25 protein-coding genes are annotated in these 24,205 nt (G+C 37.8%); all 25 read left to right on the top strand.

Annotated elements, in window-relative coordinates:
- The first annotated feature begins 38 nt into the window (after positions 1 to 38).
- The 25 genes from fapR to hslV all read left to right on the top strand — a co-directional run bounded on the left by fapR (position 39) and on the right by hslV (position 24,197).
- A complete protein-coding gene (gene fapR / locus AC1DMU_RS00730; RefSeq protein ID WP_048546022.1) occupies positions 39 to 632 on the top strand; it encodes a transcription factor FapR in 594 nt (197 codons plus the stop codon).
- Positions 629 to 1,621 carry a phosphate acyltransferase PlsX gene (plsX, locus tag AC1DMU_RS00725; RefSeq protein WP_000684108.1) on the top strand — a complete coding sequence of 331 codons (993 nt, stop codon included), beginning with the start codon at positions 629 to 631 and terminating at the stop codon, positions 1,619 to 1,621. The genes fapR and plsX overlap by 4 nt, the downstream gene beginning before the upstream one ends.
- A 14-nt stretch (positions 1,622 to 1,635) precedes the next feature.
- The gene (fabD, locus tag AC1DMU_RS00720; RefSeq protein ID WP_088064289.1) at positions 1,636 to 2,580 is read left to right on the top strand and encodes an ACP S-malonyltransferase; all 945 of its coding nucleotides are present in this window, start codon (positions 1,636 to 1,638) and stop codon (positions 2,578 to 2,580) included.
- Positions 2,580 to 3,320, top strand: coding sequence for a 3-oxoacyl-[acyl-carrier-protein] reductase (gene fabG / locus AC1DMU_RS00715; protein ID WP_000911777.1), 741 nt, complete (start codon positions 2,580 to 2,582; stop codon positions 3,318 to 3,320). Before fabD ends, fabG begins: the two co-directional genes overlap by 1 nt.
- 69 nt (positions 3,321 to 3,389) lie before the next feature.
- Positions 3,390 to 3,623, top strand: a complete 234-nt coding sequence (acpP, locus tag AC1DMU_RS00710) for an acyl carrier protein (RefSeq protein ID WP_000786062.1) — start codon at positions 3,390 to 3,392, stop codon at positions 3,621 to 3,623.
- Positions 3,624 to 3,682: 59 nt separating this feature from the next.
- Positions 3,683 to 4,420 carry a ribonuclease III gene (gene rncS, locus AC1DMU_RS00705; protein WP_001146867.1) on the top strand — a complete coding sequence of 246 codons (738 nt, stop codon included), beginning with the start codon at positions 3,683 to 3,685 and terminating at the stop codon, positions 4,418 to 4,420.
- Positions 4,421 to 4,567: 147 nt separating this feature from the next.
- The gene (gene smc / locus AC1DMU_RS00700) at positions 4,568 to 8,137 is read left to right on the top strand and encodes a chromosome segregation protein SMC (protein WP_088064288.1); all 3,570 of its coding nucleotides are present in this window, start codon (positions 4,568 to 4,570) and stop codon (positions 8,135 to 8,137) included.
- 15 nt (positions 8,138 to 8,152) lie between these two features.
- Complete coding sequence (gene ftsY, locus AC1DMU_RS00695; protein ID WP_000007644.1) at positions 8,153 to 9,142, top strand: signal recognition particle-docking protein FtsY; 990 nt, start codon at positions 8,153 to 8,155, stop codon at positions 9,140 to 9,142.
- Positions 9,143 to 9,275: 133 nt separating this feature from the next.
- Entirely contained in the window at positions 9,276 to 9,608 is a 333-nt protein-coding gene (locus AC1DMU_RS00690; protein ID WP_000891061.1) for a putative DNA-binding protein, read from the top strand.
- 12 nt (positions 9,609 to 9,620) lie between these two features.
- Entirely contained in the window at positions 9,621 to 10,970 is a 1,350-nt protein-coding gene (gene ffh, locus AC1DMU_RS00685) for a signal recognition particle protein (protein ID WP_000863466.1), read from the top strand.
- A gap of 100 nt (positions 10,971 to 11,070) precedes the next feature.
- Complete coding sequence (rpsP, locus tag AC1DMU_RS00680; RefSeq protein ID WP_000268750.1) at positions 11,071 to 11,343, top strand: 30S ribosomal protein S16; 273 nt, start codon at positions 11,071 to 11,073, stop codon at positions 11,341 to 11,343.
- A 14-nt stretch (positions 11,344 to 11,357) separates the two neighbouring features.
- Complete coding sequence (locus AC1DMU_RS00675; protein WP_000737397.1) at positions 11,358 to 11,585, top strand: KH domain-containing protein; 228 nt, start codon at positions 11,358 to 11,360, stop codon at positions 11,583 to 11,585.
- A gap of 121 nt (positions 11,586 to 11,706) precedes the next feature.
- Positions 11,707 to 12,222, top strand: a complete 516-nt coding sequence (gene rimM, locus AC1DMU_RS00670; RefSeq protein WP_000170282.1) for a ribosome maturation factor RimM — start codon at positions 11,707 to 11,709, stop codon at positions 12,220 to 12,222.
- Entirely contained in the window at positions 12,222 to 12,956 is a 735-nt protein-coding gene (trmD, locus tag AC1DMU_RS00665) for a tRNA (guanosine(37)-N1)-methyltransferase TrmD (RefSeq protein WP_000686894.1), read from the top strand. Before rimM ends, trmD begins: the two co-directional genes overlap by 1 nt.
- Positions 12,957 to 13,102: 146 nt before the next feature.
- Positions 13,103 to 13,447: a 50S ribosomal protein L19 gene (gene rplS / locus AC1DMU_RS00660; RefSeq protein WP_001186518.1), complete on the top strand. Its 345-nt coding sequence runs from the start codon at positions 13,103 to 13,105 to the stop codon at positions 13,445 to 13,447.
- Positions 13,448 to 13,548: 101 nt separating this feature from the next.
- Positions 13,549 to 14,100, top strand: a complete 552-nt coding sequence (lepB, locus tag AC1DMU_RS00655) for a signal peptidase I (protein WP_087981660.1) — start codon at positions 13,549 to 13,551, stop codon at positions 14,098 to 14,100.
- Positions 14,101 to 14,120: 20 nt separating this feature from the next.
- The gene (ylqF, locus tag AC1DMU_RS00650) at positions 14,121 to 15,011 is read left to right on the top strand and encodes a ribosome biogenesis GTPase YlqF (protein ID WP_048546006.1); all 891 of its coding nucleotides are present in this window, start codon (positions 14,121 to 14,123) and stop codon (positions 15,009 to 15,011) included.
- Between the two features lie 52 nt (positions 15,012 to 15,063).
- A complete protein-coding gene (locus AC1DMU_RS00645) occupies positions 15,064 to 15,837 on the top strand; it encodes a ribonuclease HII (protein ID WP_088064287.1) in 774 nt (257 codons plus the stop codon).
- Between the two features lie 194 nt (positions 15,838 to 16,031).
- Positions 16,032 to 17,192: an ADP-forming succinate--CoA ligase subunit beta gene (gene sucC, locus AC1DMU_RS00640; RefSeq protein WP_001020778.1), complete on the top strand. Its 1,161-nt coding sequence runs from the start codon at positions 16,032 to 16,034 to the stop codon at positions 17,190 to 17,192.
- A gap of 19 nt (positions 17,193 to 17,211) precedes the next feature.
- Entirely contained in the window at positions 17,212 to 18,114 is a 903-nt protein-coding gene (gene sucD, locus AC1DMU_RS00635; protein ID WP_000115178.1) for a succinate--CoA ligase subunit alpha, read from the top strand.
- Positions 18,115 to 18,201: 87 nt separating this feature from the next.
- On the top strand, positions 18,202 to 19,071 hold the full coding sequence (gene dprA / locus AC1DMU_RS00630; RefSeq protein WP_088064286.1) for a DNA-processing protein DprA: 870 nt from the start codon (positions 18,202 to 18,204) through the stop codon (positions 19,069 to 19,071).
- A gap of 144 nt (positions 19,072 to 19,215) precedes the next feature.
- Positions 19,216 to 21,294, top strand: a complete 2,079-nt coding sequence (gene topA, locus AC1DMU_RS00625) for a type I DNA topoisomerase (RefSeq protein WP_001286953.1) — start codon at positions 19,216 to 19,218, stop codon at positions 21,292 to 21,294.
- A 48-nt stretch (positions 21,295 to 21,342) separates the two neighbouring features.
- The gene (gene trmFO, locus AC1DMU_RS00620) at positions 21,343 to 22,647 is read left to right on the top strand and encodes an FADH(2)-oxidizing methylenetetrahydrofolate--tRNA-(uracil(54)-C(5))-methyltransferase TrmFO (RefSeq protein WP_000211996.1); all 1,305 of its coding nucleotides are present in this window, start codon (positions 21,343 to 21,345) and stop codon (positions 22,645 to 22,647) included.
- A gap of 65 nt (positions 22,648 to 22,712) precedes the next feature.
- Complete coding sequence (xerC, locus tag AC1DMU_RS00615) at positions 22,713 to 23,612, top strand: tyrosine recombinase XerC (protein WP_001101235.1); 900 nt, start codon at positions 22,713 to 22,715, stop codon at positions 23,610 to 23,612.
- 42 nt (positions 23,613 to 23,654) lie between these two features.
- On the top strand, positions 23,655 to 24,197 hold the full coding sequence (hslV, locus tag AC1DMU_RS00610) for an ATP-dependent protease proteolytic subunit HslV (RefSeq protein WP_000526271.1): 543 nt from the start codon (positions 23,655 to 23,657) through the stop codon (positions 24,195 to 24,197).
- The last annotated feature ends 8 nt before the right edge of the window (positions 24,198 to 24,205 follow it).

The raw sequence follows: 24,205 nt of genomic DNA, 5'->3' as shown, positions 1-24,205 counted from the left end.
TACTGTTAGTACCTAGTCATAAAAATGGATGGTGCGGTATGAAAAAAAGAAGAAGTAAAAAAGAAAGACAACAATTATTACAACAAACAATAGAAACGAATCCTTTTATTACGGATGAAGATTTAGCAGAAAAATTTCAAGTGAGTATACAAACCGTACGTCTTGACCGTATGGAATTATCTATTCCTGAATTAAGAGAAAGAATTAAACATGTAGCTACAAAGCAACATGAAGAAGATGTGAAATCTTTACCGTTAGAAGAGGTTGTCGGAGAAATTATCGATATAGAATTAGATAGACATGCGATTTCTATCTTTGAAGTGAAGGTAGAACACGTATTTAAAAGAAATCAGATTGCCCGTGGGCATCATTTGTTTGCACAAGCAAACTCACTAGCTGTTGCGGTTATTGATGAAGAATTAGCTTTAACTGCAAAGTCTACCATTCGATACATTCGTCCTGTAAAATTAGGAGAGCGTGTTGTTGCAAAAGCGCGCGTTGAAGATGTAGAGAATGATAAAGGACGGACCGTTGTCAAAGTGCGTAGCTTTGTTGGAGAAGAACTTGTTTTTACAGGCACTTTTGAAATGTATCGATCTAGTAATTATAGTGAGGAAGGTAACAACTTATGAAAATCGCAATAGATGCAATGGGCGGCGATCATGCTCCAAAGGCTGTCGTATTAGGAGCAATGAAAGCTATTAAGGAATATTCTGATTTACATATTACGTTAGTAGGGAAAGAAGAGGAAATTCGTCAATACTTAACGAGTGAAGAACGAATTACTATACTTCATACAGATGAAAAAATAGAATCGACAGATGAACCAGTAAGAGCCGTTCGTCGAAAAAAACAAGCCTCAATGGTACTAGCAGCGCAGCAAGTGAAAGACGGCGTAGCGGATGCTTGTATATCAGCTGGTAGTACAGGAGCTTTAATGGCGGCTGGATTGTTCGTTGTAGGTCGTATGGAAGGAATTGAGCGACCAGCTTTATCCCCTACAATGCCGACGGTTGATGGAGAAGGTTTTGTTATGTTAGATGTTGGAGCGAACGTTGATGCAAAACCAATTCATTTATATCAATATGCAGTAATGGGATCTGTATACGCTGAGAAAGTAAGAGGAATTAAAAATCCTCGCGTTGGACTTTTGAACGTTGGAACAGAGGATGGCAAAGGGAACGAGCTTTCAAAACAAGTCTTTGCAATGCTTAAGGATGCCCCAATTAATTTCGTTGGGAACGTTGAATCAAGAGATTTATTGCAAGGTGTAGCAGATGTTGTTGTATGTGATGGTTTTACAGGGAATGTAGCGCTAAAATCATTAGAAGGAACAGCACTTGCGTTATTTTCTATGTTAAAAGAGCAGTTAATGAGTTCGTTTACGAGCAAATTAGCAGCAGCGGTATTAAAGCCAAAACTTATGGTATTAAAAGATAAAATGGATTATTCGGAGTATGGAGGAGCGGCATTATTTGGATTGAAAGCTCCAGTCATTAAGGCTCACGGTTCTTCCAATGACCAATCAATATTTAGTGCGATTCGTCAAACGAGAGAAATGGTAGCGAAAGAAGTTATTCCTACTATTTCAAGCGTAATGGAGAAAGAGCCACTCCAATAAGAGGAGGATTTGAAATGGGAAAACTAGCATTTCTTTTTCCGGGCCAAGGTTCACAGGCAGTTGGAATGGGTAAACAGTTAGCGGAGAATAATAAAGAGGTTGCAAATGTGTTTGCGAAAGCAGATGAGGTGTTGCAAGATTCACTTTCAGAAGTGATTTTTGAAGGGCCGCAGGAAAAGCTTACGTTAACGACAAATGCGCAGCCGGCCTTATTAACAACGAGTTTTGCTATTTTGACAGCTTTGAAAGAGTATTATATTACACCAGACTTTGTTGCAGGGCATAGTTTAGGTGAATATAGCGCTCTTGTAGCAGCGGGTGCAATAACTTTTGAAGACGCTGTATATGCTGTAAGAAAACGTGGGGAATATATGGAAGAAGCTGTTCCTAGTGGAGAAGGTGCAATGGCGGCTATTTTAGGTGCTGATCCACATATGCTGAAACAAGTTACAGAAGAAGTAACAAGTGAAGGATATGCAGTGCAAATCGCTAATATGAATAGTACGAAGCAAATTGTGATTTCTGGAACAAAGCAAGGAGTTGAGATTGCTTCTCAAAGAGCGAAAGAAAATGGTGCAAAGAGAGCAATTCCGCTTAAGGTAAGTGGACCGTTCCACTCTTCGCTTATGAAGCCAGCAGCGGAGAAGTTCCAAAGTGTCTTAAAAGAAATTACAATTCAAGATACGAATATTCCTGTTATCGCAAATGTAACAGCAGACGTTATTACAAGTGGTGCACTTATTCAAGAAAAGCTAATTGAACAGCTCTATTCGCCTGTCTTATGGTACCCGTCCATTGAAAACATGGTGAATCAAGGGGTAGATACATTTATTGAGATTGGACCTGGGAAAGTACTTGCTGGGCTTATGAAGTCAATTGATTCATCAGTGAAAGCATATGCGATATACGATGAAGAGACATTAAAAGATACCATTTCAAATTTGAGAGGAGAAAACTGATGTTAAAAGGGAAAGTAGCATTAGTAACTGGCGCTTCACGTGGAATTGGTCGTGCGATTGCGATTGATTTAGCGAAACAAGGGGCAAATGTTGTAGTAAATTATGCTGGTAATGAGCAAAAGGCGAATGAAGTAGTTGATGAAATAAAGAAATTAGGTTCGGATGCAATTGCAGTAAGAGCAGATGTTGCAAATGCTGAAGACGTTACAAATATGGTGAAACAAACTGTAGATACATTTGGACAAGTTGATATTCTTGTAAATAATGCAGGTGTAACAAAAGATAATTTATTAATGCGTATGAAAGAAGAAGAATGGGATACAGTTATTAATACAAACCTAAAAGGTGTATTCTTATGTACGAAGGCAGTATCTCGATACATGATGCGCCAGCGTCATGGACGTATTATTAATATCGCTTCTGTTGTTGGAGTGACAGGTAATCCAGGACAAGCAAACTATGTTGCTGCTAAAGCGGGTGTAATTGGATTAACAAAAACATCAGCAAAAGAATTAGCGAGCCGTAATATTACTGTAAATGCAATTGCTCCAGGTTTTATTGCGACTGATATGACGGATATATTAGATGAAAATATAAAAGCCGAAATGTTAAAGTTAATTCCTGCAGCTCAGTTTGGTGAAGCGCAAGATATCGCAAATACTGTAACGTTTTTTGCTTCTGATCAAAGCAAATATATTACAGGGCAAACGTTAAATGTTGATGGCGGAATGGTAATGTAATAAAAGAATTGATTTCAACTAGTTTTTTTGGCCAATATTTAATATAATATTTGAGGGGAGGTGAATGGAATGGCAGATGTTTTAGAGCGTGTAACAAAAATCATCGTTGATCGTTTAGGTGTAGAAGAAACTGAAGTAGTACCAGCTGCGAGCTTTAAAGAAGATTTAGGCGCAGACTCCCTAGATGTAGTAGAACTTGTAATGCAATTGGAAGATGAATTCGAAATGGAAATTTCTGATGAAGATGCTGAAAAGATTGCTACTGTTGGCGATGCTGTGACTTACATAGAGAGTCATCTATAATGCTTAAGTGAAGTCCCGTTTTTTTAGCGGGGCTTCTCGGCTTATATCTGGAGGGACTTATGCCGTACCGAAAACATAGAGAAAAAAAATACGAAACAAAATATCGTGAAGCGTTTAAAGTATTTCAAGAAGAGATAGGTATTACGTTTTCAGATGAAAAATTATTGATTCAAGCATTTACGCATTCATCGTATGTGAATGAGCATCGAAAAAAACCGCATGAAGACAATGAGCGTCTCGAATTCCTTGGAGATGCAGTATTGGAACTTACTGTGTCACAGTATCTGTTTCAAAAATATCCGACAATGAGCGAAGGAGAGTTAACGAAACTACGTGCAGCTATTGTATGTGAACCATCTCTTGTTCGTTTTGCAAACGAGTTGTCATTTGGTAGCCTTGTTTTATTAGGAAAAGGTGAGGAAATGACAGGTGGACGTGAACGACCAGCTTTATTAGCGGATGTCTTTGAAGCGTTTATTGGTGCCCTTTATCTTGATCAAGGGTTAGAAACAGTATGGGGCTTCTTAAAAGAAATTGTATACCCTAAAATTAATGAAGGTGCTTTTTCTCATGTGATGGATTATAAGAGTCAATTACAAGAGTTGATTCAGCGTGATGGTAGTGGGAATATTGAGTATCAAATTTTGCAGGAAAAAGGACCGGCCCACAATCGAGAATTTGTGTCACGTGTTACGTTAAATAACGTGGCTTTAGGTCTTGGTAGTGGCAAGTCGAAAAAAGAAGCAGAGCAACAAGCTGCTGCAGAAGCATTGAAAAAATTAAAAGAACAACTATAAGGAATCCCCCTTTGAATGAGGGGGATTCCTTATGCATAGAATGAAACTTTCTTTTTGTTTGTGAATAAAGGGAAGGGAAATCCGTATAATAGCTTGTTTTTGTATAGACAACAGTTATAACAACGGAGAATAGGAGGAAGGCCTTTCGTGTTTTTAAAAAGATTAGAAATAGCAGGGTTTAAGTCTTTTGCTGAGCGTGTATCTGTTGATTTTGTCCCAGGTGTAACTTCCGTAGTAGGACCTAATGGAAGTGGGAAAAGTAATATTACTGATGCGATTCGCTGGGTACTTGGTGAACAATCTGCAAAATCATTACGTGGTGCAAAGATGGAGGATATTATTTTTGCAGGCAGTGATACGAGAAGAGCAGTTAATGTTGCTGAAGTAACAATAACTTTAAATAATGAAGATCAACGTTTACCGATTGAATATAATGAGGTGTGTGTAACGCGTCGTGTATCTCGTTCTGGTGATAGTGATTTTTATATTAATAAACAATCATGTAGATTGAAAGATATTATCGATTTATTTATGGACTCTGGTATGGGAAGAGAAGCTTTTTCGATTATTAGCCAGGGGAAAGTTGAAGAGATTTTAAGTAGTAAATCAGAAGAACGTCGTGGTGTATTTGAAGAAGCTGCGGGAGTGCTGAAATACAAACTTCGTAAAAAGAAAGCTGAAGTGAAATTAGCAGACACACAAGAAAACTTAAATCGTGTACAAGATATCATTCACGAATTAAGTAGTCAAGTAGAACCTTTAGAAAGACAAGCTTCTATTGCGAAAGATTATCTCGAGAAAAAAGAAGAATTAGAGAAAGTAGAAGCGGCGCTTATTGTACATGAAATTGAAGAATTACATGAGAAATGGGAAGCGCTTCGAAATCAGTTTGGGCATAATAAAAACGAAGAAGCTAAAATGTCAACGCATTTACAAAAAGGTGAAGAAGAGCTTGAGGAATTACGAGGACAATTACAAGCAGTAGATGAGTCTGTAGATTCCTTACAAGAAGTGCTGCTTCTTTCTAGTAAAGAGCTAGAAAAGTTAGAAGGACAGCGTGAGTTATTAAAAGAGAGAAAACAAAATGCAACGACGCATTGTGCACAACTCGAACAGTTAATTGTTGAATTAACAGAGAAGGCTACAAGTTATGATGGTGAAATTGAATCCAGTACAGAAGTGTTGATGCAATTTGTAAATCAAGTAAAAGAGTTGGAGACGAAATTGCATGATAATGAGCTACTGCTTGCAACTTTTGCTGACAATTTAGAGGAACAAATTGAGAATTTAAAAGGTGACTATATTGAACTTTTAAATCAACAAGCTAGTCATCGTAATGAGTTATCTATGATTGAAGAACAATCTAAACAACAAAACTCAAAAAATGAACGCCTCGATGAAGAAAATGCGAAATATGTAGAAATACGCATGGAAATTACAGCGAAAAAGACGAAACTTGTGGAAAGTTATGAACAAGTGAAAGAAAAAGTAGCTGGTATCCTTTCGAATATACAAAAGACAGAAGCGGCACTTGGGAAATGCAAGACGCAGTATAGTGAAAATGAAACAAAACTGTATCAAGCGTATCAATTTGTACAACAGGCACGTTCTCGAAAAGAAATGCTAGAAGAGATGCAAGAGGATTACTCTGGTTTCTATCAAGGGGTACGTGAAGTATTAAAAGCTAGAGAAGATAGGTTGCAAGGTATCGAGGGTGCTGTTGCAGAACTGCTAACGGTACCGAAAGAATATGAAATTGCAATGGAAATTGCTCTAGGTGCAGCGATGCAGCATATTGTCGTACAAAAAGAAGAACATGCTCGTAATGCAATTACGTTTTTAAAACAAAATAAACATGGACGAGCAACGTTTTTACCACAAGCTGTTATTAAAAGTAGATCGTTATCATTTGAACAATTACGTATTGTAAATCAACACCCATCGTTTGTAGGTGTGGCGGCAGAACTTGTGCAATATAACAATAAATATGAAAATGTAGTTTCAAATTTATTAGGTACTGTTATTGTTGCGAAAGATTTACGTGGGGCGAATGAGTTGGCGAAACAACTGCAATACCGTTATCGCATTGTAACAATCGAAGGTGATGTAGTGAACCCTGGTGGTTCTATGACTGGTGGAGCGGTAAAACAGGCGAAATCTTCTTTATTAGGACGTCAACGTGAGCTAGAAGAGTGGACGAACAAGTTAACTGATATGGAAGAAAAAACGACAAAGTTAGAAAACTTTGTTAAAGCAGTAAAGCAAGAGATTCAAGAAAAAGAAGTGAAAATACGGGAACTAAGGCAAAGTGTAGAAGCAGAGCGTGTAGATGAACAGAAATTAAGAGAAGAAATTAGTCGCTTAGAATTAGAAGAACATCGTATTAATGATCGTTTATCTATTTACGATTTAGAGATTGAAGGATTCTTACAAGATCAAGTGAAAATACAGGGACGTAAAGAAGAGCTAGAAAAGATTTTAGCAACGCTTCAAGCGGAGATTACGGAATTAGATAGCAAAATTGTCGCTTTAACAAAACAAAAAAGTGAGCAGCATTCTTCAAAGGAAAAAGTGCAAAAAGAAATGACTGAGTTAAAAGTGTTGGCGGCTGAAAAGCAACAACGCTTATCTAATCAAAAAGAAAAAGTTGAACGATTGACGAAGGAAAAAGAAGAAACGGATGCAACGCTTGTCAAAACGAAAGAGGATTTAGCATTCTTAAAACAAGAAATGACATCTAATTCAAGTGGTGAAGAACAGATTACGAATATGATTGAGAAGAAAGCATATGATCGTAATCAAACTTCAGAGTTAATTCGCTCTCGTCGTGAACAACGCGTATCGTTACAAGAGAGAGTAGAACATTTAGAACGTAATCTGAAAGAAACAACAGGTAAACATAAATACATTCTTGAGATGCTGAAAAATCAAGAAGTAAAAATAAATCGACTTGATGTAGAGTTAGAAAATAGATTACAACATTTACGTGAAACATATACAATTTCATTTGAAGCAGCAAAACTGAAGTATACAATGATGATGCCTGCAGAGGATGCACGTAAAAAGGTGAAACTAATTAAATTATCCATCGAAGAGCTAGGCACAGTGAACTTAGGGGCAATTGAAGAGTATGAGCGTGTAGCAGAGCGTCATATATTCTTACTAGAGCAAAAAGATGACCTAGAAGAAGCGAAAGCGACATTGCACCAACTTATTACCGAAATGGATGAAGAAATGAAAAAACGTTTTTCTACTACGTTTGAAGGAATTCGAATGGAGTTTCAATCGGTATTCTCTGAATTATTTGGAGGCGGTAGAGCGGATTTAGTCATGACGAATCCAGAGGACTTATTAAATACTGGTATTGATATTGTAGCGCAACCGCCAGGGAAGAAACTGCAAAACTTAGGTTTACTTTCTGGTGGGGAGCGTGCTTTAACAGCAATTGCGCTGTTATTCGGTATTTTAAAAGTGCGCCCAGTCCCATTCTGTGTATTAGATGAGGTAGAGGCGGCTCTTGATGAGGCGAATGTTGCCCGTTTTGCGCAGTATTTAAAGAGATTTAGTGATGAGACACAGTTTATTGTTATTACACATAGAAAAGGTACAATGGAAGAGTCTGACGTATTGTACGGTGTAACAATGCAAGAGTCAGGGGTATCTAAACTTGTTTCGGTTCGTTTGGATGATGGAGAAGAACTAGTTGCAAGTAATTAGGAAGGATGGGACAGTATGAGTTTTTTTAAAAAATTAAAAGAAAAAATTTCAAAACAAACAGATACGGTAACAGAGAAATTTAAACATGGATTAGAAAAAACGAGAAATTCGTTTGCAGATAAAGTAAATGATTTAGTTTATCGTTATCGTAAAGTAGATGAAGATTTCTTTGAGGAATTAGAAGAAATTTTAATTGGTGCAGATGTCGGAGTTTCGACGGTAATGGAATTAATTGATCAATTGAAAGAAGAAGTGCAACGTCGTAACATCCAAGATCCAAAAGAAGTACAAGCTGTTATTTCAGAAAAGTTAGTAGGAATTTACAAAGGCGACAGTGAGTTTAGTAACGAAATTAATATGCAAGAGGATCAATTAACAGTTGTTTTATTTGTCGGTGTTAACGGCGTAGGGAAAACGACGACGATTGGTAAACTAGCACATAAATTCAAATCAGAAGGTAAGTCTGTCCTATTGGCGGCAGGAGATACATTCCGCGCAGGAGCGATTGAACAATTAGAAGTATGGGGCGATCGCGTTGGTGTAGAAGTGATTAAACAAGGGTCAGGATCTGATCCAGCGGCGGTTATGTATGACGCTGTACAAGCCGCGAAAGCACGTAAAGTAGACGTATTACTATGTGACACAGCAGGACGCTTACAAAATAAAGTAAACTTAATGAAAGAGTTAGAGAAAGTGAAGCGTGTAATTGAGCGTGAAGTACCGGGGGCTCCTCACGAAGTATTACTTGTTATTGATGCAACAACAGGACAAAACGGTTTAAGTCAAGCGAAGACATTCCGTGAAGCAACGAATGTTACTGGTATTGTTTTAACGAAGTTAGATGGAACTGCTAAAGGTGGTATTGTATTAGCGATTCGTAACGAAATGGATGTACCGGTGAAATTCGTTGGATTAGGAGAGCAAATGGATGACTTGCAGCAGTTTGATCCAGAACAATATGTGTATGGTTTATTTGCGAACTTAGTAGAAACAGAAGAAGTGTAAGTGAAAGAAGCGGTATTTTCCGCTTCTTTTTCTATAAAAATATGTGATGTTAAGAAAAAAACTTGACACTCTTTTGTACTCCATGTAAACTAATTCATGTAAAGGGAAATCACTTAACAAAGGATGATCCAACATGCTCGAGAAAACAACGAGAATGAACTATTTATTTGATTTTTATCAATCGTTGTTAACGCAAAAACAAAGAAGTTATATGTCGCTTTATTATCTAGATGATTTATCTCTTGGTGAAATTGCGGAAGAATTTGATGTAAGTCGCCAAGCCGTGTATGATAACATTAAACGGACTGAAGCGATGCTTGAAGAATATGAAGATAAATTAGTATTACTTCAAAAGTTTCAAGAGCGACAGCGACTTGTTGCAAAGCTAAAACAGCTAATCAGCGAAGAAGAGCATGTGAATGAAGAAATGAAACAAGTTGTTGAAGCTATCGAAAAATTAGATTAGGAGGGCGGCAATATGGCATTTGAAGGATTAGCCGACCGACTTCAACAGACAATGCAAAAAATCCGCGGCAAAGGAAAAGTTTCTGAAGCCGATGTGAAAGAAATGATGAGAGAAGTTCGTCTAGCTCTTTTAGAAGCGGACGTTAACTTTAAAGTAGTAAAAGATTTTGTAAAGCGTGTGTCTGAACGTGCTGTCGGACAAGATGTAATGACAAGTTTGACACCTGGACAACAAGTAATTAAAGTCGTACAGGAAGAACTTACAGAACTTATGGGCGGAGAGCAAAGCAAAATTGCTGTTGCTAATAGGCCACCGACTGTTATAATGATGGTTGGTCTGCAAGGTGCGGGTAAAACAACGACGACAGGTAAGCTTGCGAATTTGCTTCGTAAAAAGCATAATCGTAAACCAATGCTTGTTGCAGCGGATATTTACCGTCCAGCAGCGATTAAACAGCTTGAAACATTAGGGAAGCAATTGGACATGCCTGTATTCTCTTTAGGAGATCAAGTAAGTCCTGTTGAAATTGCGAAACAAGCGATTGCAAAAGCAAAAGAAGATCATCACGATTATGTTTTAATTGATACAGCAGGTCGCCTGCATATTGATGAAGAACTAATGGATGAATTAGCGAAAGTGAAAGAAGTTGCGAAACCGGATGAAATTTTCCTTGTTGTCGATGCGATGACGGGACAAGACGCGGTAAATGTTGCACAAAGTTTCCATGAACAGTTAGGTTTAACAGGTGTTGTATTAACGAAATTAGATGGTGATACGCGCGGTGGTGCGGCATTATCTATTAAGGCGGTAACAAATACACCGATTAAATTTGCTGGTATGGGTGAAAAACTAGATGCGATTGAAGCGTTCCATCCAGAGCGTATGGCATCCCGTATTTTAGGGATGGGAGACGTCTTAACATTAATTGAAAAAGCGCAAGCTACAGTTGATGAAGAGAAAGCAAAAGAACTTGAGCAAAAAATGCGTACGCTTTCGTTTACGCTTGACGATTTCCTAGAACAACTTGGACAAGTGCGTCAACTTGGACCGCTTGATGAATTGTTAGGAATGCTTCCTGGTGCAAATAAAATTAAAGGGCTGAAAAATGCGCAAGTTGATGAAAAACAAATTGGGCATATTGAGGCAATTATTCGTTCTATGACTAAATTAGAGCGAGAACAACCGGAAATAATCAATGCTAGTCGCAAAAAGCGCATTGCCAAAGGTAGCGGTACAACGGTACAAGAAATCAATCGTTTAATCAAGCAATTTGATGATATGAAAAAGATGATGAAAACGATGACGGGAATGCAAAAAGGTAAGAAAAAAGGACTAGGTGGATTGAAGTTTCCATTCATGTAAGGAAAAAAGATGGCTCTGTTAAGAAAAAATACTTTACAAAGCAATAGTCTTTTTGCTAATATAATTATCTGTGTGAAATAAATTCGGAGGTGCTTTATAAATGGCAGTTAAAATTCGTTTAAAACGTATGGGAGCTAAAAAAACTCCTTTCTATCGTGTAGTTGTTGCAGATTCTCGTTCTCCTCGTGACGGACGTTTCATTGAGGAAATCGGTACTTACAATCCGGTTGCTCAACCAGCTGAAGTTAAGATCAACGAAGAAGCAGCATTAAAATGGTTAGGAAATGGTGCTAAACCATCTGATACAGTTCGTAACTTATTCTCTAACCAAGGTATCATGGAGAAATTCCACTTATCTAAACAAGGTAAGTAATTGAGGCAATGACTATGAAGAAGTTAGTCGAGACGATTGTCAAGCCTCTTGTCGATCATCCTGAAGATGTAAAAGTTACACAGGAACTTTACAACGGAGAGATAAAGTATCGATTAACTGTACATCCTGAGGATGTTGGAAAAGTCATTGGAAAGCAAGGGAAAGTTGCGAAAGCAATTCGAATGCTCTTGTATTCAGTGGGACATCATAATGATGAAAAAGTAACACTGGAAATTCAATAAACGTAAAAAGGGCGAGGAGTTATTTCCTCTCCCTTTTTTAACATTTAAAGAGAAGTTGCATGTTCCATATGTGAAATGGAGATGCTTAATTTATATAGAAACCAGGGGTGACATACTATTTATGACAAAATGGTTTAACGTAGGGAAAATTGTAAATACTCATGGCGTAAGAGGAGAAATACGTGTTATTTCTCGTACTGATTTTCCAGAAGAGCGATATAAAGTAGGAAACACGTTATACATAAGTAATGAGAAAAGTACAGACTACCTTCCAGTGAAAGTAACTTCTCATCGTCAACATAAGACATTTGATCTATTAACATTTGAAGGATACAACAATGTAGATGAAGCAGAGAAGTTTAAAGGTTCTTTAATAAAAGTACCAGAAGAGCAGTTAGGTGAACTAGCTGAAGGCGAATACTACTACCATGAAATTATTGGTTGCAGTGTTGTAACGGAAGAAGGAGAAGCGTTAGGAACAATAAAAGAAATTTTATCTCCTGGTGCAAATGATGTTTGGGTAATTAAACGTCCAAAAGGTCAAGATCTATTAATTCCTTATATTGATGATGTTGTACTTCAAGTTAACATTGAGAATAAATTAGTAACCATTCATGTAATGGAAGGGCTATTATAATGAAAATTGACATTTTAACATTGTTTCCAGATATGTTTACGGGTGTGTTTGGATCTTCAATTTTAAAGAAAGCGCAAGAAAAAGAAGCGGTAGAGCTTCGTGTTGTCAATTTCCGCGATTATACAACGAGTAAGCATAATAGCGTAGATGATTATCCGTATGGTGGTGGCGCTGGGATGGTATTAACCCCCCAGCCTATCTTTGATGCAGTGGAAGAGTTAACGAAGGAAACAGACCGTAAACCGAGAGTTGTCCTAATGTGTCCACAAGGAGAGCGTTTTACGCAGAAGAAGGCAGAAGAACTTGCTGAAGAAGAGCATGTTATTTTTGTGTGTGGTCATTATGAAGGGTACGATGAACGAATTCGTGAGCATCTCGTAACGGATGAAATTTCTATCGGTGACTACGTATTAACCGGCGGAGAGTTAGCCTCTATGGTTATTACGGATAGTGTCGTGCGTCTCCTCCCGGGAGTGCTAGGAAATCATGCTTCACAAGTCGAGGATTCGTTTAGTACAGGTTTATTAGAACATCCTCATTATACACGTCCAGCTGATTTTCGTGGTATGAAGGTACCGGATGTACTAATGTCAGGAAATCATAAAAATATTGATGAATGGCGACACAAAGAATCACTACGTCGTACGTACACGCGTAGACCGGATTTACTGGAAGAACGAGAATTATCTAAGCAAGAAGCGAAATGGCTAGAACAAATTAAAGAAGACAAGTAAGGGCTTGATATATTTTCTATTGCAACAGTCCTAGCAATATGCTATTATAACACTTGTGCTGCTGAAATCAGTGGCCGTATTAACGATGTTCCGCTGTAATTTATTAAGACTTTATAAGAGCATCTGTTTAAAGGAGAGAATTTAATATGCAACAATTAATCGCAGAAATTACTCAAGGCCAATTAAAAACTGACCTTCCTTCATTCCGTCCTGGAGACACTTTACGTGTACACGTAAAAGTAGTTGAGGGAACTCGTGAAAGAATTCAGCTTTTCGAAGGTGTTGTAATTAAACGTCGTGGTGGCGGAATCAGTGAAACATTCACAGTTCGTAAGATTTCTTACGGTGTAGGTGTTGAGCGTACATTCCCAGTTCACACGCCAAGAATCGCGAAACTTGAAGTACTTCGTCGTGGTAAAGTACGTCGTGCTAAGTTATACTACTTACGTAACCTTCGCGGTAAAAAAGCACGTATTAAAGAAATTCGATAAGACATGTATGGGAGCTTGTAAATACACAAGCTCCCTTTTTCCAATCTATATAAAATTTTGATATAATACGAGCAGCTTACATAATCGTGGAGGGGAAATGCATGAAAAAAGAAAAGAGTTCACTTTGGGAATGGATCAAAGCAATTTTGATTGCTGTTGTATTAGCGGGTGTTATTAGACAGTTTTTCTTTGCTCCAATTCTCGTAGATGGAGTATCGATGGCGTCTACTTTACATGATCGCGATCGAATGATTGTCAATAAAATTGGTTATCACATAGGAGATCCGAAACGATTTGATATTATCGTATTCCGAGCAACGGAAGATAAAGATTATATTAAGCGCATTATCGGCCTGCCAGGCGATGAAATAGAGTATCGTAATGATAAACTATATGTTAATGGAAAGGCTTATGAGGAGCCGTATTTAGACAAGCAAAAAAAACAAATTGCTGACGGACCGCTTACATATGATTTTACTCTTGAAGAAATGACAGGGAAGAAAACTGTTCCAGAAGGTCAATTATTTGTTTTAGGCGATAATCGTCGTTTTAGTAAAGATAGCCGTTCGATTGGTACAATTGCAATGGACCAAGTGATTGGAAAAGCAAATATACTATATTGGCCGTTAAAAGATGCTCGTATTGTGAAATAAAAGAAAAAGAAGGTGGCAACATGGTAATTCAATGGTTCCCGGGACATATGGCAAAGGCTAGACGCCAAGTAACAGAAAAATTAAAGTTAATTGATGTTGTAATTGAGCTTGTAGATGCTCGATTACCTTTATCTTCTCGAAATCCAATGATCGATGAGATTATTACACATAAGCCGAGGCTTGTTGTTTTAAATAAAGCGGATATGGCAGATGATCGTTTAACAAAGCAGTGGATTGCATATTTTAAAGAAAAAGGCCAAATGGCAATTTCAATTAACGCACAAGCTGGACAAGGTATGAAGGAAATTGCAGCGGCTTGTAAAGTGTTGGTGAAAGAAAAATTTGATAAAATGGTTGCAAAAGGTATTAGACCGAGAGCAATTCGTGCATTAATTGTAGGTATACCGAATGTTGGTAAATCTACGTTAATTAATAAGTTGGCGAAGAAAAATATTGCTAAAACAGGAGATCGTCCTGGTGTAACAACAGCTCAACAATGGATTAAAGTTGGGAAGGAAATGGAACTGTTAGATACACCGGGTATTTTATGGCCTAAATTTGAAGATCAATTAGTGGGTCTTCGTTTAGCGACAACAGGCGCAATTAAAGATTCAATTTTAAATTTACAAGATGTTGCTGTTTACGCTTTACGTTTTATGGAAAAACATTATCCAGAACGTTTGAAAGATCGATATAATTTAAATGAAATTCCAGAGGATATTGTGGAGTTATTCGATGCAATTGGAAAAAATAGAGGCTGTTTAATGGGCGGCGGAATGATTGATTATGATAAAACATCTGAGCTTATACTTCGTGAGCTTCGTGGTGGGAAACTTGGGAAAATGACGTTTGAAACACCAGAAGAGTTTGCGGAGCAAGTAGAAGGTGTTGAAAAAGTAGAAGAAGTATAAGACGTGCGTTTGTACGTCTTTTCTTTTTTGTATATAAAAGGAGTGTGCGTGAATGCAAAAAGTGACTATTCAAGAAGCGGAACATTTACTGCAAAAAATTATGAGTGAAGAGGACGACCGCTTTCAAATATTAATGAAAGATGAGCGAAAAGGGGTACAAAAGCTCATTTTGAAGTGGCATAAACAAAAAGAGTTAGCGCAGAAAGAAAAAGAAAAGTTTTTCGAAATGTCCAAGTATGAGATTGCATTACGTGAAAAAGGGCTCACATTTATTGCAGGTATAGATGAAGTAGGGCGTGGGCCGCTAGCTGGGCCTGTCGTGACGGCAGCTGTTGTCCTTCCGGAAGATTTTTATATTCCAGGGTTAAATGACTCGAAAAAGCTGAGTGAGGCGAAGCGAGAGCGTTTTTATGATGAAATTAAAGCACAAGCAATTGCAATTGGAGTTGGAATTGTATCACCACAAGTTATTGATGAGATAAATATTTATCAAGCGACGAAACAAGCGATGTTAGATGCTGTTGCGAATTTATCTTGTGCACCAGAACATTTATTAATTGATGCGATGAAACTTCCTACACCAATTCCGCAAACATCCATTATTAAAGGTGATGCGAAAAGTATTTCTATTTCAGCTGCATCCATTATTGCGAAAGTAACGAGAGATCGTATGATGAAAGAGCTTGGAGAAAAGTATCCTGCATATGGATTTGAACAACATATGGGATATGGCACAAAACAACATTTAGAAGCGATTGAAGCGCATGGAGTATTAGAAGAACATCGCAAATCGTTTGCACCAATTAAAGATACGATTCACAAATAAGCTGCGAATATGCAGCTTATTTTTTTATTTTGGTATATGAACATTATTATTTTTAAAAAAGAATAAAGCGATTTCAGTTTTCTGACACTTTATTGTAGACAGCGTGCCAATCATCTTATACAATGGCAATGTAATGTTTTTTAAACATTTAAAAACTTTTCGAGTAAAACAGGAAAACAGGGGAGGATGGGACCATGAATATCCATGAGTACCAAGGTAAGGCAGTCCTTAAAAGCTATGGGGTTAGCGTTCCGAACGGGAAGGTTGCATTTACAGTAGAAGAAGCTGTAGAAGCAGCGAAAGAATTAGGAACGGATGTATGTGTAGTAAAAGCACAAATTCACGCTGGTGGACGCGGCAAAGCTGGCGGAGTAAAAGTTGCAAAAAATTTAGATGAAGTTCGTACATATGCAGAGAGCATTTTAGGAACTACACTTGTGACACATCAAACAGGTCCTGAAGGTAAGGAAGTAAAACGCTTACTTATCGAAGAAGGTTGCGATATTAAAAAAGAATATTATGTTGGTCTAGTTTTAGATCGTGCAACTTCTCAAGTTGTTTTAATGGCATCTGAAGAAGGTGGAACAGAAATTGAAGAAGTAGCAGAGCAAACACCTGAAAAGATCTTTAAAGAATATATTGATCCAGCAGTAGGCTTACAAGGCTTCCAAGCGCGCCGAATCGCGTTTAACATCAATATTCCAAAAGAGCTTGTAGGACAAGCTGTGAAGTTTATGATGGGCTTATACCGTGCGTTTATCGAAAAAGATTGCTCTATCGCGGAGATCAATCCACTTGTTACAACAGGTGACGGTAAAGTTATGGCATTAGATGCGAAATTAAACTTTGATTCTAATGCTTTATATCGCAATAAAGACATTTTAGAACTTCGTGATCTTGATGAAGAAGATTCAAAAGAAATTGAAGCTTCTAAATATGACTTAAACTACATTCCTTTAGATGGAAATATCGGTTGTATGGTTAATGGTGCAGGTTTAGCGATGGCTACAATGGATATCATTAAACATTACCATGGCGATCCAGCTAACTTCTTAGATGTTGGTGGCGGTGCAACAGCTGAAAAAGTTACAGAAGCATTCAAAATTATCCTTTCTGACAAAAATGTAAAAGGTATCTTCGTTAACATTTTTGGTGGCATTATGAAGTGTGATGTTATCGCAGAAGGTGTTATTGAAGCGACGAAACAAGTAGGTCTTGAATTGCCTTTAGTTGTACGTCTTGAAGGTACAAACGTAGAGTTAGGTAAGAAAATTTTAAATGAGTCTGGCTTAAATATTGTTGCAGCAGAATCTATGGCAGACGGTGCACAAAAAATTGTTTCACTAGTGGGCTAATAGAAAGCGGGGGAGAAAAATGAGCGTATTAGTTAATAAAGATACAAAAGTTATTGTTCAAGGTATTACAGGTTCTCAAGGTTTATTCCACACAAAACAAATGATTGAATACGGTACGAAAATTGTCGGTGGTGTAACGCCAGGTAAAGGTGGCACTGATATTGAAGGTGTACCAGTATTTGATACTGTAGAAGATGCAGTGAAAGCAACAGGCGCAAACGCTTCAGTTGTATACGTTCCACCCGCTTTTGCGGCTGATGCAATTATGGAAGCAGTTGATGCAGAAATCGATTTAGTAGTATGTATTACTGAAGGTATTCCTGTATTAGATATGGTAAATGTAAAGAGATATATGGCAGGTAAACATACACGTTTACTTGGACCAAACTGTCCTGGTGTTATTACGCCTGATGAATGTAAAATTGGTATTATGCCAGGGTACATTCATAAAAAAGGCCATGTAGGTATCGTATCTCGCTCTGGTACATTAACGTATGAGGCTGTACATCAGTTAACACAAGAAGGTATTGGCCAATCTACTGCTGTAGGTATCGGCGGGGACCCAGTTAACGGTACGGACTTTATAGATGCGTTAAAAGCATTTAATGAAGATGAAGAAACACATGCTGTAATTATGATTGGTGAAATTGGTGGTACAGCGGAAGAAGAGGCGGCTGAATGGGTGAAAGCTAATATGACAAAACCTGTTGTAGGCTTCATTGGTGGCCAAACAGCGCCTGCTGGCAAACGTATGGGCCATGCTGGTGCAATCATTTCTGGTGGTAAAGGAACTGCTGCAGAAAAGATTAAAACGATGGAAGCTTGTGGTATTAAAGTAGCGGAAACTCCAGCGGTTATGGGCGAAACGCTAATCTCTGTCTTAAAAGAAAAAGGGCTATTTGAGACTTGTAAAAACTACTAATCTGTTGAAAGACACCTTCTTGCTTGAAGGTGTCTTTTTACGCAATTCTTGTTTACATAATAAAAATTATGGGTAAGGAGAATTAAGATGAAAAGAGAACGATTATTACATCTTCATTATTTTTTAGCAGATCATTGGAAGGCGATGGAAAGACTACTATATGTCGATCCTGAATTGAAGGGAATATACACTTTTAATACGAAACAAATGGAATACTACACTGGAATATCCTCGAAAAAATCTTCAGAATTAGTAAATTTTCTTCAAAGTTCAAATCTCTCGCAATATATATCTTATTTAGAGAAAAATCGAATTTTTTATATGACTATATGGGATGAAGATTATCCACAATTATTACGTGAAATACAAGATCCCCCATTTGTATTATATGGAAAAGGAGAGAAGTATTTTCTCAATAAATCGAATAAATTGGCGGTTATTGGAACGAGAGAACCGACTTTATATGGACATGAGAGTTTAAAATTTATTTTACACCCATTATTAGAAAGGGAATGGCTTATTGTCAGTGGGTTTGCAAGAGGGATAGATACAATGTCTCATGAAATTACAGTAAGACGGCATTGCCCGACTATTGCAATACTAGGACATGGATTATCGTATATGTATCCAAAAGAGAATAGACATTTATATGAAACGTGGAATGAATATATATTGTTATTAACAGAGTATCCGCCGCACTATGCACCGAAAAAATGGTATTTTCCAAAAAGGAACCGGATTATTAGTGGTATAAGTAAGGGTGTTTTAGTTGTAGAAGCGAAATCAAGAAGTGGAACACTTATTACTGCGGACCTTGCTTTAGAGCAAAATAGAGAGGTATTTGCACTTCCGGGACCTATATTTATAGATAGTGCATCAGGAACGAATCATCTGATTCAACAAGGAGCAAAACTAGTAAGAAATGCAGAAGATATCTTGGAAGAAGTTTTAAATTAACTTTATATTTTTATGTTTTTATTAAACAATTATTGACAAATGGTAGATAGGCACTGTATGGTATATTCATTCTTGATTGACAAAAACAAGAGAAATCAATAAGATTGATGAAGACTTGAATCCACCTCTTAAGGAGGCACTAGCATGTCAGATTACCTCGTAATCGTGGAGTCGCCTTCTAAGGCGAAGACCATTGAGAAATATTTAGGGAAAAAATACAAAGTTGTCGCGTCTATGGGACACGTTCGCGATTTACCTAAAAGCCAAATGGGGATAGAAGTAAAGAACAACTTCACCCCGAAGTATATTACCATTCGTGGTAAAGGTCCCGTCTTAAAAGATTTAAAATCAGCGGCCAAAAAAGCAAAGAAAGTCTATCTCGCGGCCGATCCAGACCGCGAAGGGGAAGCGATTGCTTGGCATTTAGCCAATACGTTAAATGTGGACGTTGAATCAGATTGCCGAGTTGTGTTTAATGAGATTACAAAAGATGCAATAAAAGAATCATTTAAACATCCTCGTGCGATTAATATGGATTTAGTAGATGCACAGCAAGCAAGGCGTATACTAGATCGTCTTGTTGGTTACAATATTAGTCCTTTATTATGGAAGAAAGTAAAAAAAGGATTAAGTGCAGGACGCGTACAATCTGTAGCAGTTCGTTTAATTATCGAACGTGAAAAAGAAATTCAAATCTTTGAGCCTGAAGAATTCTGGACAATTAAGACGGAATTTGTGAAAGGGAAAGACACATTTGAAGCAAGTTTTTACGGTGTAGATGGTGAAAAAGTTCAATTAACGAATGAAACGCAAGTGAATGAAATAATTGAACAGATGAAAGATAATGCGTTTTCAGTTGAAAATGTAACGCGAAAAGAGCGAAAACGTAATCCTGCATTACCGTTTACAACATCTTCCTTGCAACAAGAGGCAGCTCGTAAGTTAAACATGCGAGCAAAGAAAACAATGATGCTCGCGCAGCAATTGTATGAAGGGATAGATCTTGGAAAGCAAGGGACTGTAGGTCTTATTACGTATATGAGAACTGACTCAACACGTATCTCAGAAACAGCTCAAACAGAGGCGCGTACTTACATTACTGAGGCGTTTGGTGCGGAATACATAGGGACAGAAAAGAAGAAAGAAACGAAAAAGTCGAACGCGCAAGATGCGCATGAGGCAATTCGTCCTACTTCGGTAATGAGAAGGCCAGAGGAACTAAAGAGTTTCTTAAGTCGTGATCAACTTCGGTTGTATAAACTGATTTGGGAGCGATTTGTTGCAAGTCAAATGGCGTCTGCTATAATGGATACTGTGACAGCTAGACTCATTAATAACAATGTTCAGTTCCGTGCAAGTGGATCGGTTGTAAAGTTTCCAGGATTTATGAAAGTGTATGTAGAGTCGAAAGATGACGGGGCTGAAGAAAAGGATAAAATGTTGCCACCTTTAGAAGTAGGGGAAACGGTATTTTCGAAGGATTTAGAACCGAAGCAACACTTTACACAACCTCCGCCGCGCTATACAGAGGCTCGTCTAGTAAGAACACTTGAAGAGCTTGGAATTGGAAGACCGTCGACTTACGTACCGACACTTGAAACGATTCAAAAACGTGGATACGTAGGTTTGGATAATAAACGCTTCGTTCCAACTGAACTTGGTGAAATAGTAATTGAACTTATTTTAGAGTTTTTCCCAGAAATTATTAACATTGAATTTACTGCTAACATGGAGCAAAGTCTTGATGAAGTAGAAGAAGGAAATGCGAATTGGGTAAAAATTGTTGATGATTTCTACGTAGGCTTTGAACCGCGTTTAGAAAAAGCGGAAAAAGAAATGCGTGAAGTGGAAATTAAAGATGAACCAGCTGGGGAAGACTGTGAATTGTGTGATCACCCAATGGTCTTTAAAATGGGTAAATACGGGAAATTTATGGCTTGTTCGAATTTCCCAGATTGTCGTAATACAAAACCGATTGTGAAAGAAATCGGTGTTACTTGTCCGAAGTGTGATAAAGGTCAAATTATTGAACGCCGTAGTAATAAAAAGAAACGTCTTTTCTATGGATGCGGTACGTATCCAGAGTGTGACTTTGTATCTTGGGATAAACCAATTGGTCGTAAATGTCCGAAGTGCGAAGGTATGCTTGTAGAGAAGAAGTTGAAAAAAGGCGTGCAAGTACAATGTATTTCGTGTGATTATGAAGAAGAACAACAAATGTGAGCGTAACTGCTCACATTTTTTTCGGGAAGAAAAGGAAAGGTGATAAATATGACAACACAAGTAGTAAACGTCATTGGCGCAGGTCTTGCAGGAAGTGAAGCAGCTTACCAAATTGCAAAACGTGGTGTCCAAGTGAAATTATATGAAATGAGACCAGTAAGGCAAACGCCAGCTCATCACACAGATAAATTTGCAGAGTTAGTATGCAGTAACTCGCTTCGCGCAAACACATTAACAAACGCTGTTGGTGTTATTAAAGAAGAAATGCGTTTAATGGACTCTGTTATTATTCGTGCAGCTGATGAGTGCTCTGTACCAGCAGGAGGAGCTTTAGCTGTAGATCGTCATGAATTTGCGGCAAAGGTAACAGAGTATGTGAAAAACCATCCGAACGTAACTGTGATGAATGAAGAAATTACTGAAATTCCAGAAGGGCCTACTGTTATCGCGACAGGTCCACTTACGTCTCCTGATCTTGCTGCACAATTAAAAGAATTAACAGGTGAAGATTATTTTTATTTCTATGATGCTGCAGCACCGATTGTTGAGAAAGATAGCATTGATATGAATAAAGTATATTTAAAGTCTCGTTACGATAAAGGGGAAGCTGCATATTTAAACTGCCCAATGACGGAAGAGGAATTTGACCGTTTTTACGAGGCATTAATTGCTGCTGAAACAGTACCTTTAAAAGAATTTGAAAAAGAAATTTTCTTTGAAGGTTGTATGCCGGTAGAAGTTATGGCAAGTAGAGGAAGACAGACGCTAGTATTTGGACCGATGAAACCTGTTGGATTAGAAGATCCGAAAACAGGAAAAACGCCATATGCTGTTGTTCAGTTACGTCAAGATGATGCAGCAGGAACGTTATACAATATCGTAGGTTTCCAAACGCATTTAAAGTGGGGACCACAAAAAGAAGTGTTACAGTTGATTCCAGGACTGGAAAATGCAGAGATTGTACGTTATGGTGTAATGCATCGTAATACGTTTATTAATTCACCTAACTTGCTTCGTCCAACATATCAATATAAACAACGTGATGATTTATTCTTCGCTGGCCAAATGACTGGAGTAGAGGGATATGTTGAATCGGCGGCATCAGGATTACTAGCGGGTATTAACGCTGCTCGACTTGTGAAAGGTGAAGAGCCGGTTGTATTACCGCCTGTAACTGCAATGGGAAGTATGGCGAATTATATTACTGCGACAAACGCGAAAAACTTCCAGCCAATGAATGCAAACTTCGGTTTGTTTGCACCGTTAGAGAAGAAAATTAAGAGGAAAGCAGAACGAAATGAAGCATATGCAACACGCGCTTTAGAAACAATTCAAAATTTTGTAAATATTTAGTTAAATTTCTTGCAAAGGCTACTAAGTTGTGATACGATTTAGTAGCCTTTATTGAGGTGAATTGTGTGAATGTGAAGAAATTGTTACAATTATTCGTTGGATATTTACAAATTGAAAGAAATTATTCAAAATATACAATTGCAAGTTATCAAAATGATTTAGAACATTTTGTGCAATTTATGGAGCGAGAAGGCATATCCTCTTTTTTAGATGTTACATACGCGGATGTTCGTTTGTACTTAACGACGTTGCACGACGAAAAGTTAGCCCGTAAATCTGTCGCAAGAAAAGTATCAAGCTTACGAAGTTTATATCGTTTTTTGATGCGTGAAGGTTATCGGAAAGATAATCCGTTTGCACTTGCGTCACTCCCCAAAAAAGAATTGTCAATCCCAAAGTTTTTATATGCTGAAGAATTAGAGGAATTATTTGAAGTTGCTGATACGGAAACACCGCTAGGTCAAAGGAATCAAGCTTTATTAGAGTTGATGTATGCGACTGGAATCCGTGTGAGTGAATGTGTCAATTTACAACTTACCGATATTGACTTCGCGGTGGGAACAATTTTAGTAATGGGAAAAGGAAAAAAACAAAGGTATATTCCGTTCGGAAGCTATGCGCAAGATGCTTTAATTACTTATATAGAGAACGGGAGAAAACAGTTGGCTCACAAAACTGAAGAACACTCTCATATGGTATTTTTAAATGCGAAAGGCACGCCGCTAACAAGTCGAGGGGTACGCTATGTATTAAACGAACTCATTAAGAAGGCTTCACTGACAATGCGGATAAGTCCCCATATGTTAAGGCATACATTTGCTACACATATGTTAGATGAAGGGGCAGATTTACGTACTGTACAGGAGCTACTCGGTCATGAGAATTTGTCGACGACACAAATTTATACGCATGTCTCTAAAGAAAGATTGCGTTCGGTCTACATGAAGCATCACCCGCGGGCATAAATTGCTTTTAAAGCTATAAAAACATATAAAGGAGTTTTTTCTATGGGAAATTTCCACGCTACAACGATATTTGCAGTTCATCATAATGGAGAATGTGCAATGGCTGGAGATGGTCAGGTGACAATGGGAAATGCAGTTGTAATGAAACATACAGCTCGTAAAGTCCGTAAACTTTTCCAAGGGAAAGTTTTAGCTGGCTTTGCAGGTTCCGTTGCTGACGCATTTACTCTTTTTGAAATGTTTGAAGGGAAATTAGAAGAGTACAATGGGAACTTGCAGCGTGCTGCAGTTGAGATGGCAAAACAATGGCGTGGCGACAAAATGTTACGTCAGCTAGAAGCGATGCTCATTGTCATGGATAAAACAACTATGCTTCTTGTTTCAGGTACAGGAGAAGTGATTGAACCAGATGATGGGATTTTAGCGATTGGATCTGGTGGGAATTATGCGCTTTCTGCAGGTCGTGCTTTAAAGCAATATGCAAGTGAACATTTAACAGCGAAGCAAATTGCGAAAGCGAGTTTAGACATTGCTGGCGATATTTGTGTTTATACAAACCACAATATAATTGTGGAAGAATTGTAGAATCGTAA

Source organism: Bacillus sp. 01N45, from assembly GCF_056399205.1.
Note: the sequence above shows the minus strand (reverse complement) of the source record. Positions and strands in the feature narration are given on the sequence as shown.

What these genes read in the sequence shown, in the direction of transcription:
- hslV (WP_000526271.1), top strand. Translation starts at nt 23,655, where the DNA reads ATGGGAAATTTCCACGCTACAACGATATTTGCAGTTCATCATAATGGA.
- fapR (WP_048546022.1), top strand. Translation starts at nt 39, where the DNA reads ATGAAAAAAAGAAGAAGTAAAAAAGAAAGACAACAATTATTACAACAA.
- plsX (WP_000684108.1), top strand. Translation starts at nt 629, where the DNA reads ATGAAAATCGCAATAGATGCAATGGGCGGCGATCATGCTCCAAAGGCT.
- trmD (WP_000686894.1), top strand. Translation starts at nt 12,222, where the DNA reads ATGAAAATTGACATTTTAACATTGTTTCCAGATATGTTTACGGGTGTG.
- dprA (WP_088064286.1), top strand. Translation starts at nt 18,202, where the DNA reads ATGAAAAGAGAACGATTATTACATCTTCATTATTTTTTAGCAGATCAT.
- trmFO (WP_000211996.1), top strand. Translation starts at nt 21,343, where the DNA reads ATGACAACACAAGTAGTAAACGTCATTGGCGCAGGTCTTGCAGGAAGT.
- sucD (WP_000115178.1), top strand. Translation starts at nt 17,212, where the DNA reads ATGAGCGTATTAGTTAATAAAGATACAAAAGTTATTGTTCAAGGTATT.
- ylqF (WP_048546006.1), top strand. Translation starts at nt 14,121, where the DNA reads ATGGTAATTCAATGGTTCCCGGGACATATGGCAAAGGCTAGACGCCAA.
- rplS (WP_001186518.1), top strand. Translation starts at nt 13,103, where the DNA reads ATGCAACAATTAATCGCAGAAATTACTCAAGGCCAATTAAAAACTGAC.
- ftsY (WP_000007644.1), top strand. Translation starts at nt 8,153, where the DNA reads ATGAGTTTTTTTAAAAAATTAAAAGAAAAAATTTCAAAACAAACAGAT.
- lepB (WP_087981660.1), top strand. Translation starts at nt 13,549, where the DNA reads ATGAAAAAAGAAAAGAGTTCACTTTGGGAATGGATCAAAGCAATTTTG.
- fabG (WP_000911777.1), top strand. Translation starts at nt 2,580, where the DNA reads ATGTTAAAAGGGAAAGTAGCATTAGTAACTGGCGCTTCACGTGGAATT.
- rncS (WP_001146867.1), top strand. Translation starts at nt 3,683, where the DNA reads ATGCCGTACCGAAAACATAGAGAAAAAAAATACGAAACAAAATATCGT.
- fabD (WP_088064289.1), top strand. Translation starts at nt 1,636, where the DNA reads ATGGGAAAACTAGCATTTCTTTTTCCGGGCCAAGGTTCACAGGCAGTT.
- AC1DMU_RS00675 (WP_000737397.1), top strand. Translation starts at nt 11,358, where the DNA reads ATGAAGAAGTTAGTCGAGACGATTGTCAAGCCTCTTGTCGATCATCCT.
- rimM (WP_000170282.1), top strand. Translation starts at nt 11,707, where the DNA reads ATGACAAAATGGTTTAACGTAGGGAAAATTGTAAATACTCATGGCGTA.
- sucC (WP_001020778.1), top strand. Translation starts at nt 16,032, where the DNA reads ATGAATATCCATGAGTACCAAGGTAAGGCAGTCCTTAAAAGCTATGGG.
- AC1DMU_RS00690 (WP_000891061.1), top strand. Translation starts at nt 9,276, where the DNA reads ATGCTCGAGAAAACAACGAGAATGAACTATTTATTTGATTTTTATCAA.
- rpsP (WP_000268750.1), top strand. Translation starts at nt 11,071, where the DNA reads ATGGCAGTTAAAATTCGTTTAAAACGTATGGGAGCTAAAAAAACTCCT.
- topA (WP_001286953.1), top strand. Translation starts at nt 19,216, where the DNA reads ATGTCAGATTACCTCGTAATCGTGGAGTCGCCTTCTAAGGCGAAGACC.
- acpP (WP_000786062.1), top strand. Translation starts at nt 3,390, where the DNA reads ATGGCAGATGTTTTAGAGCGTGTAACAAAAATCATCGTTGATCGTTTA.
- AC1DMU_RS00645 (WP_088064287.1), top strand. Translation starts at nt 15,064, where the DNA reads ATGCAAAAAGTGACTATTCAAGAAGCGGAACATTTACTGCAAAAAATT.
- ffh (WP_000863466.1), top strand. Translation starts at nt 9,621, where the DNA reads ATGGCATTTGAAGGATTAGCCGACCGACTTCAACAGACAATGCAAAAA.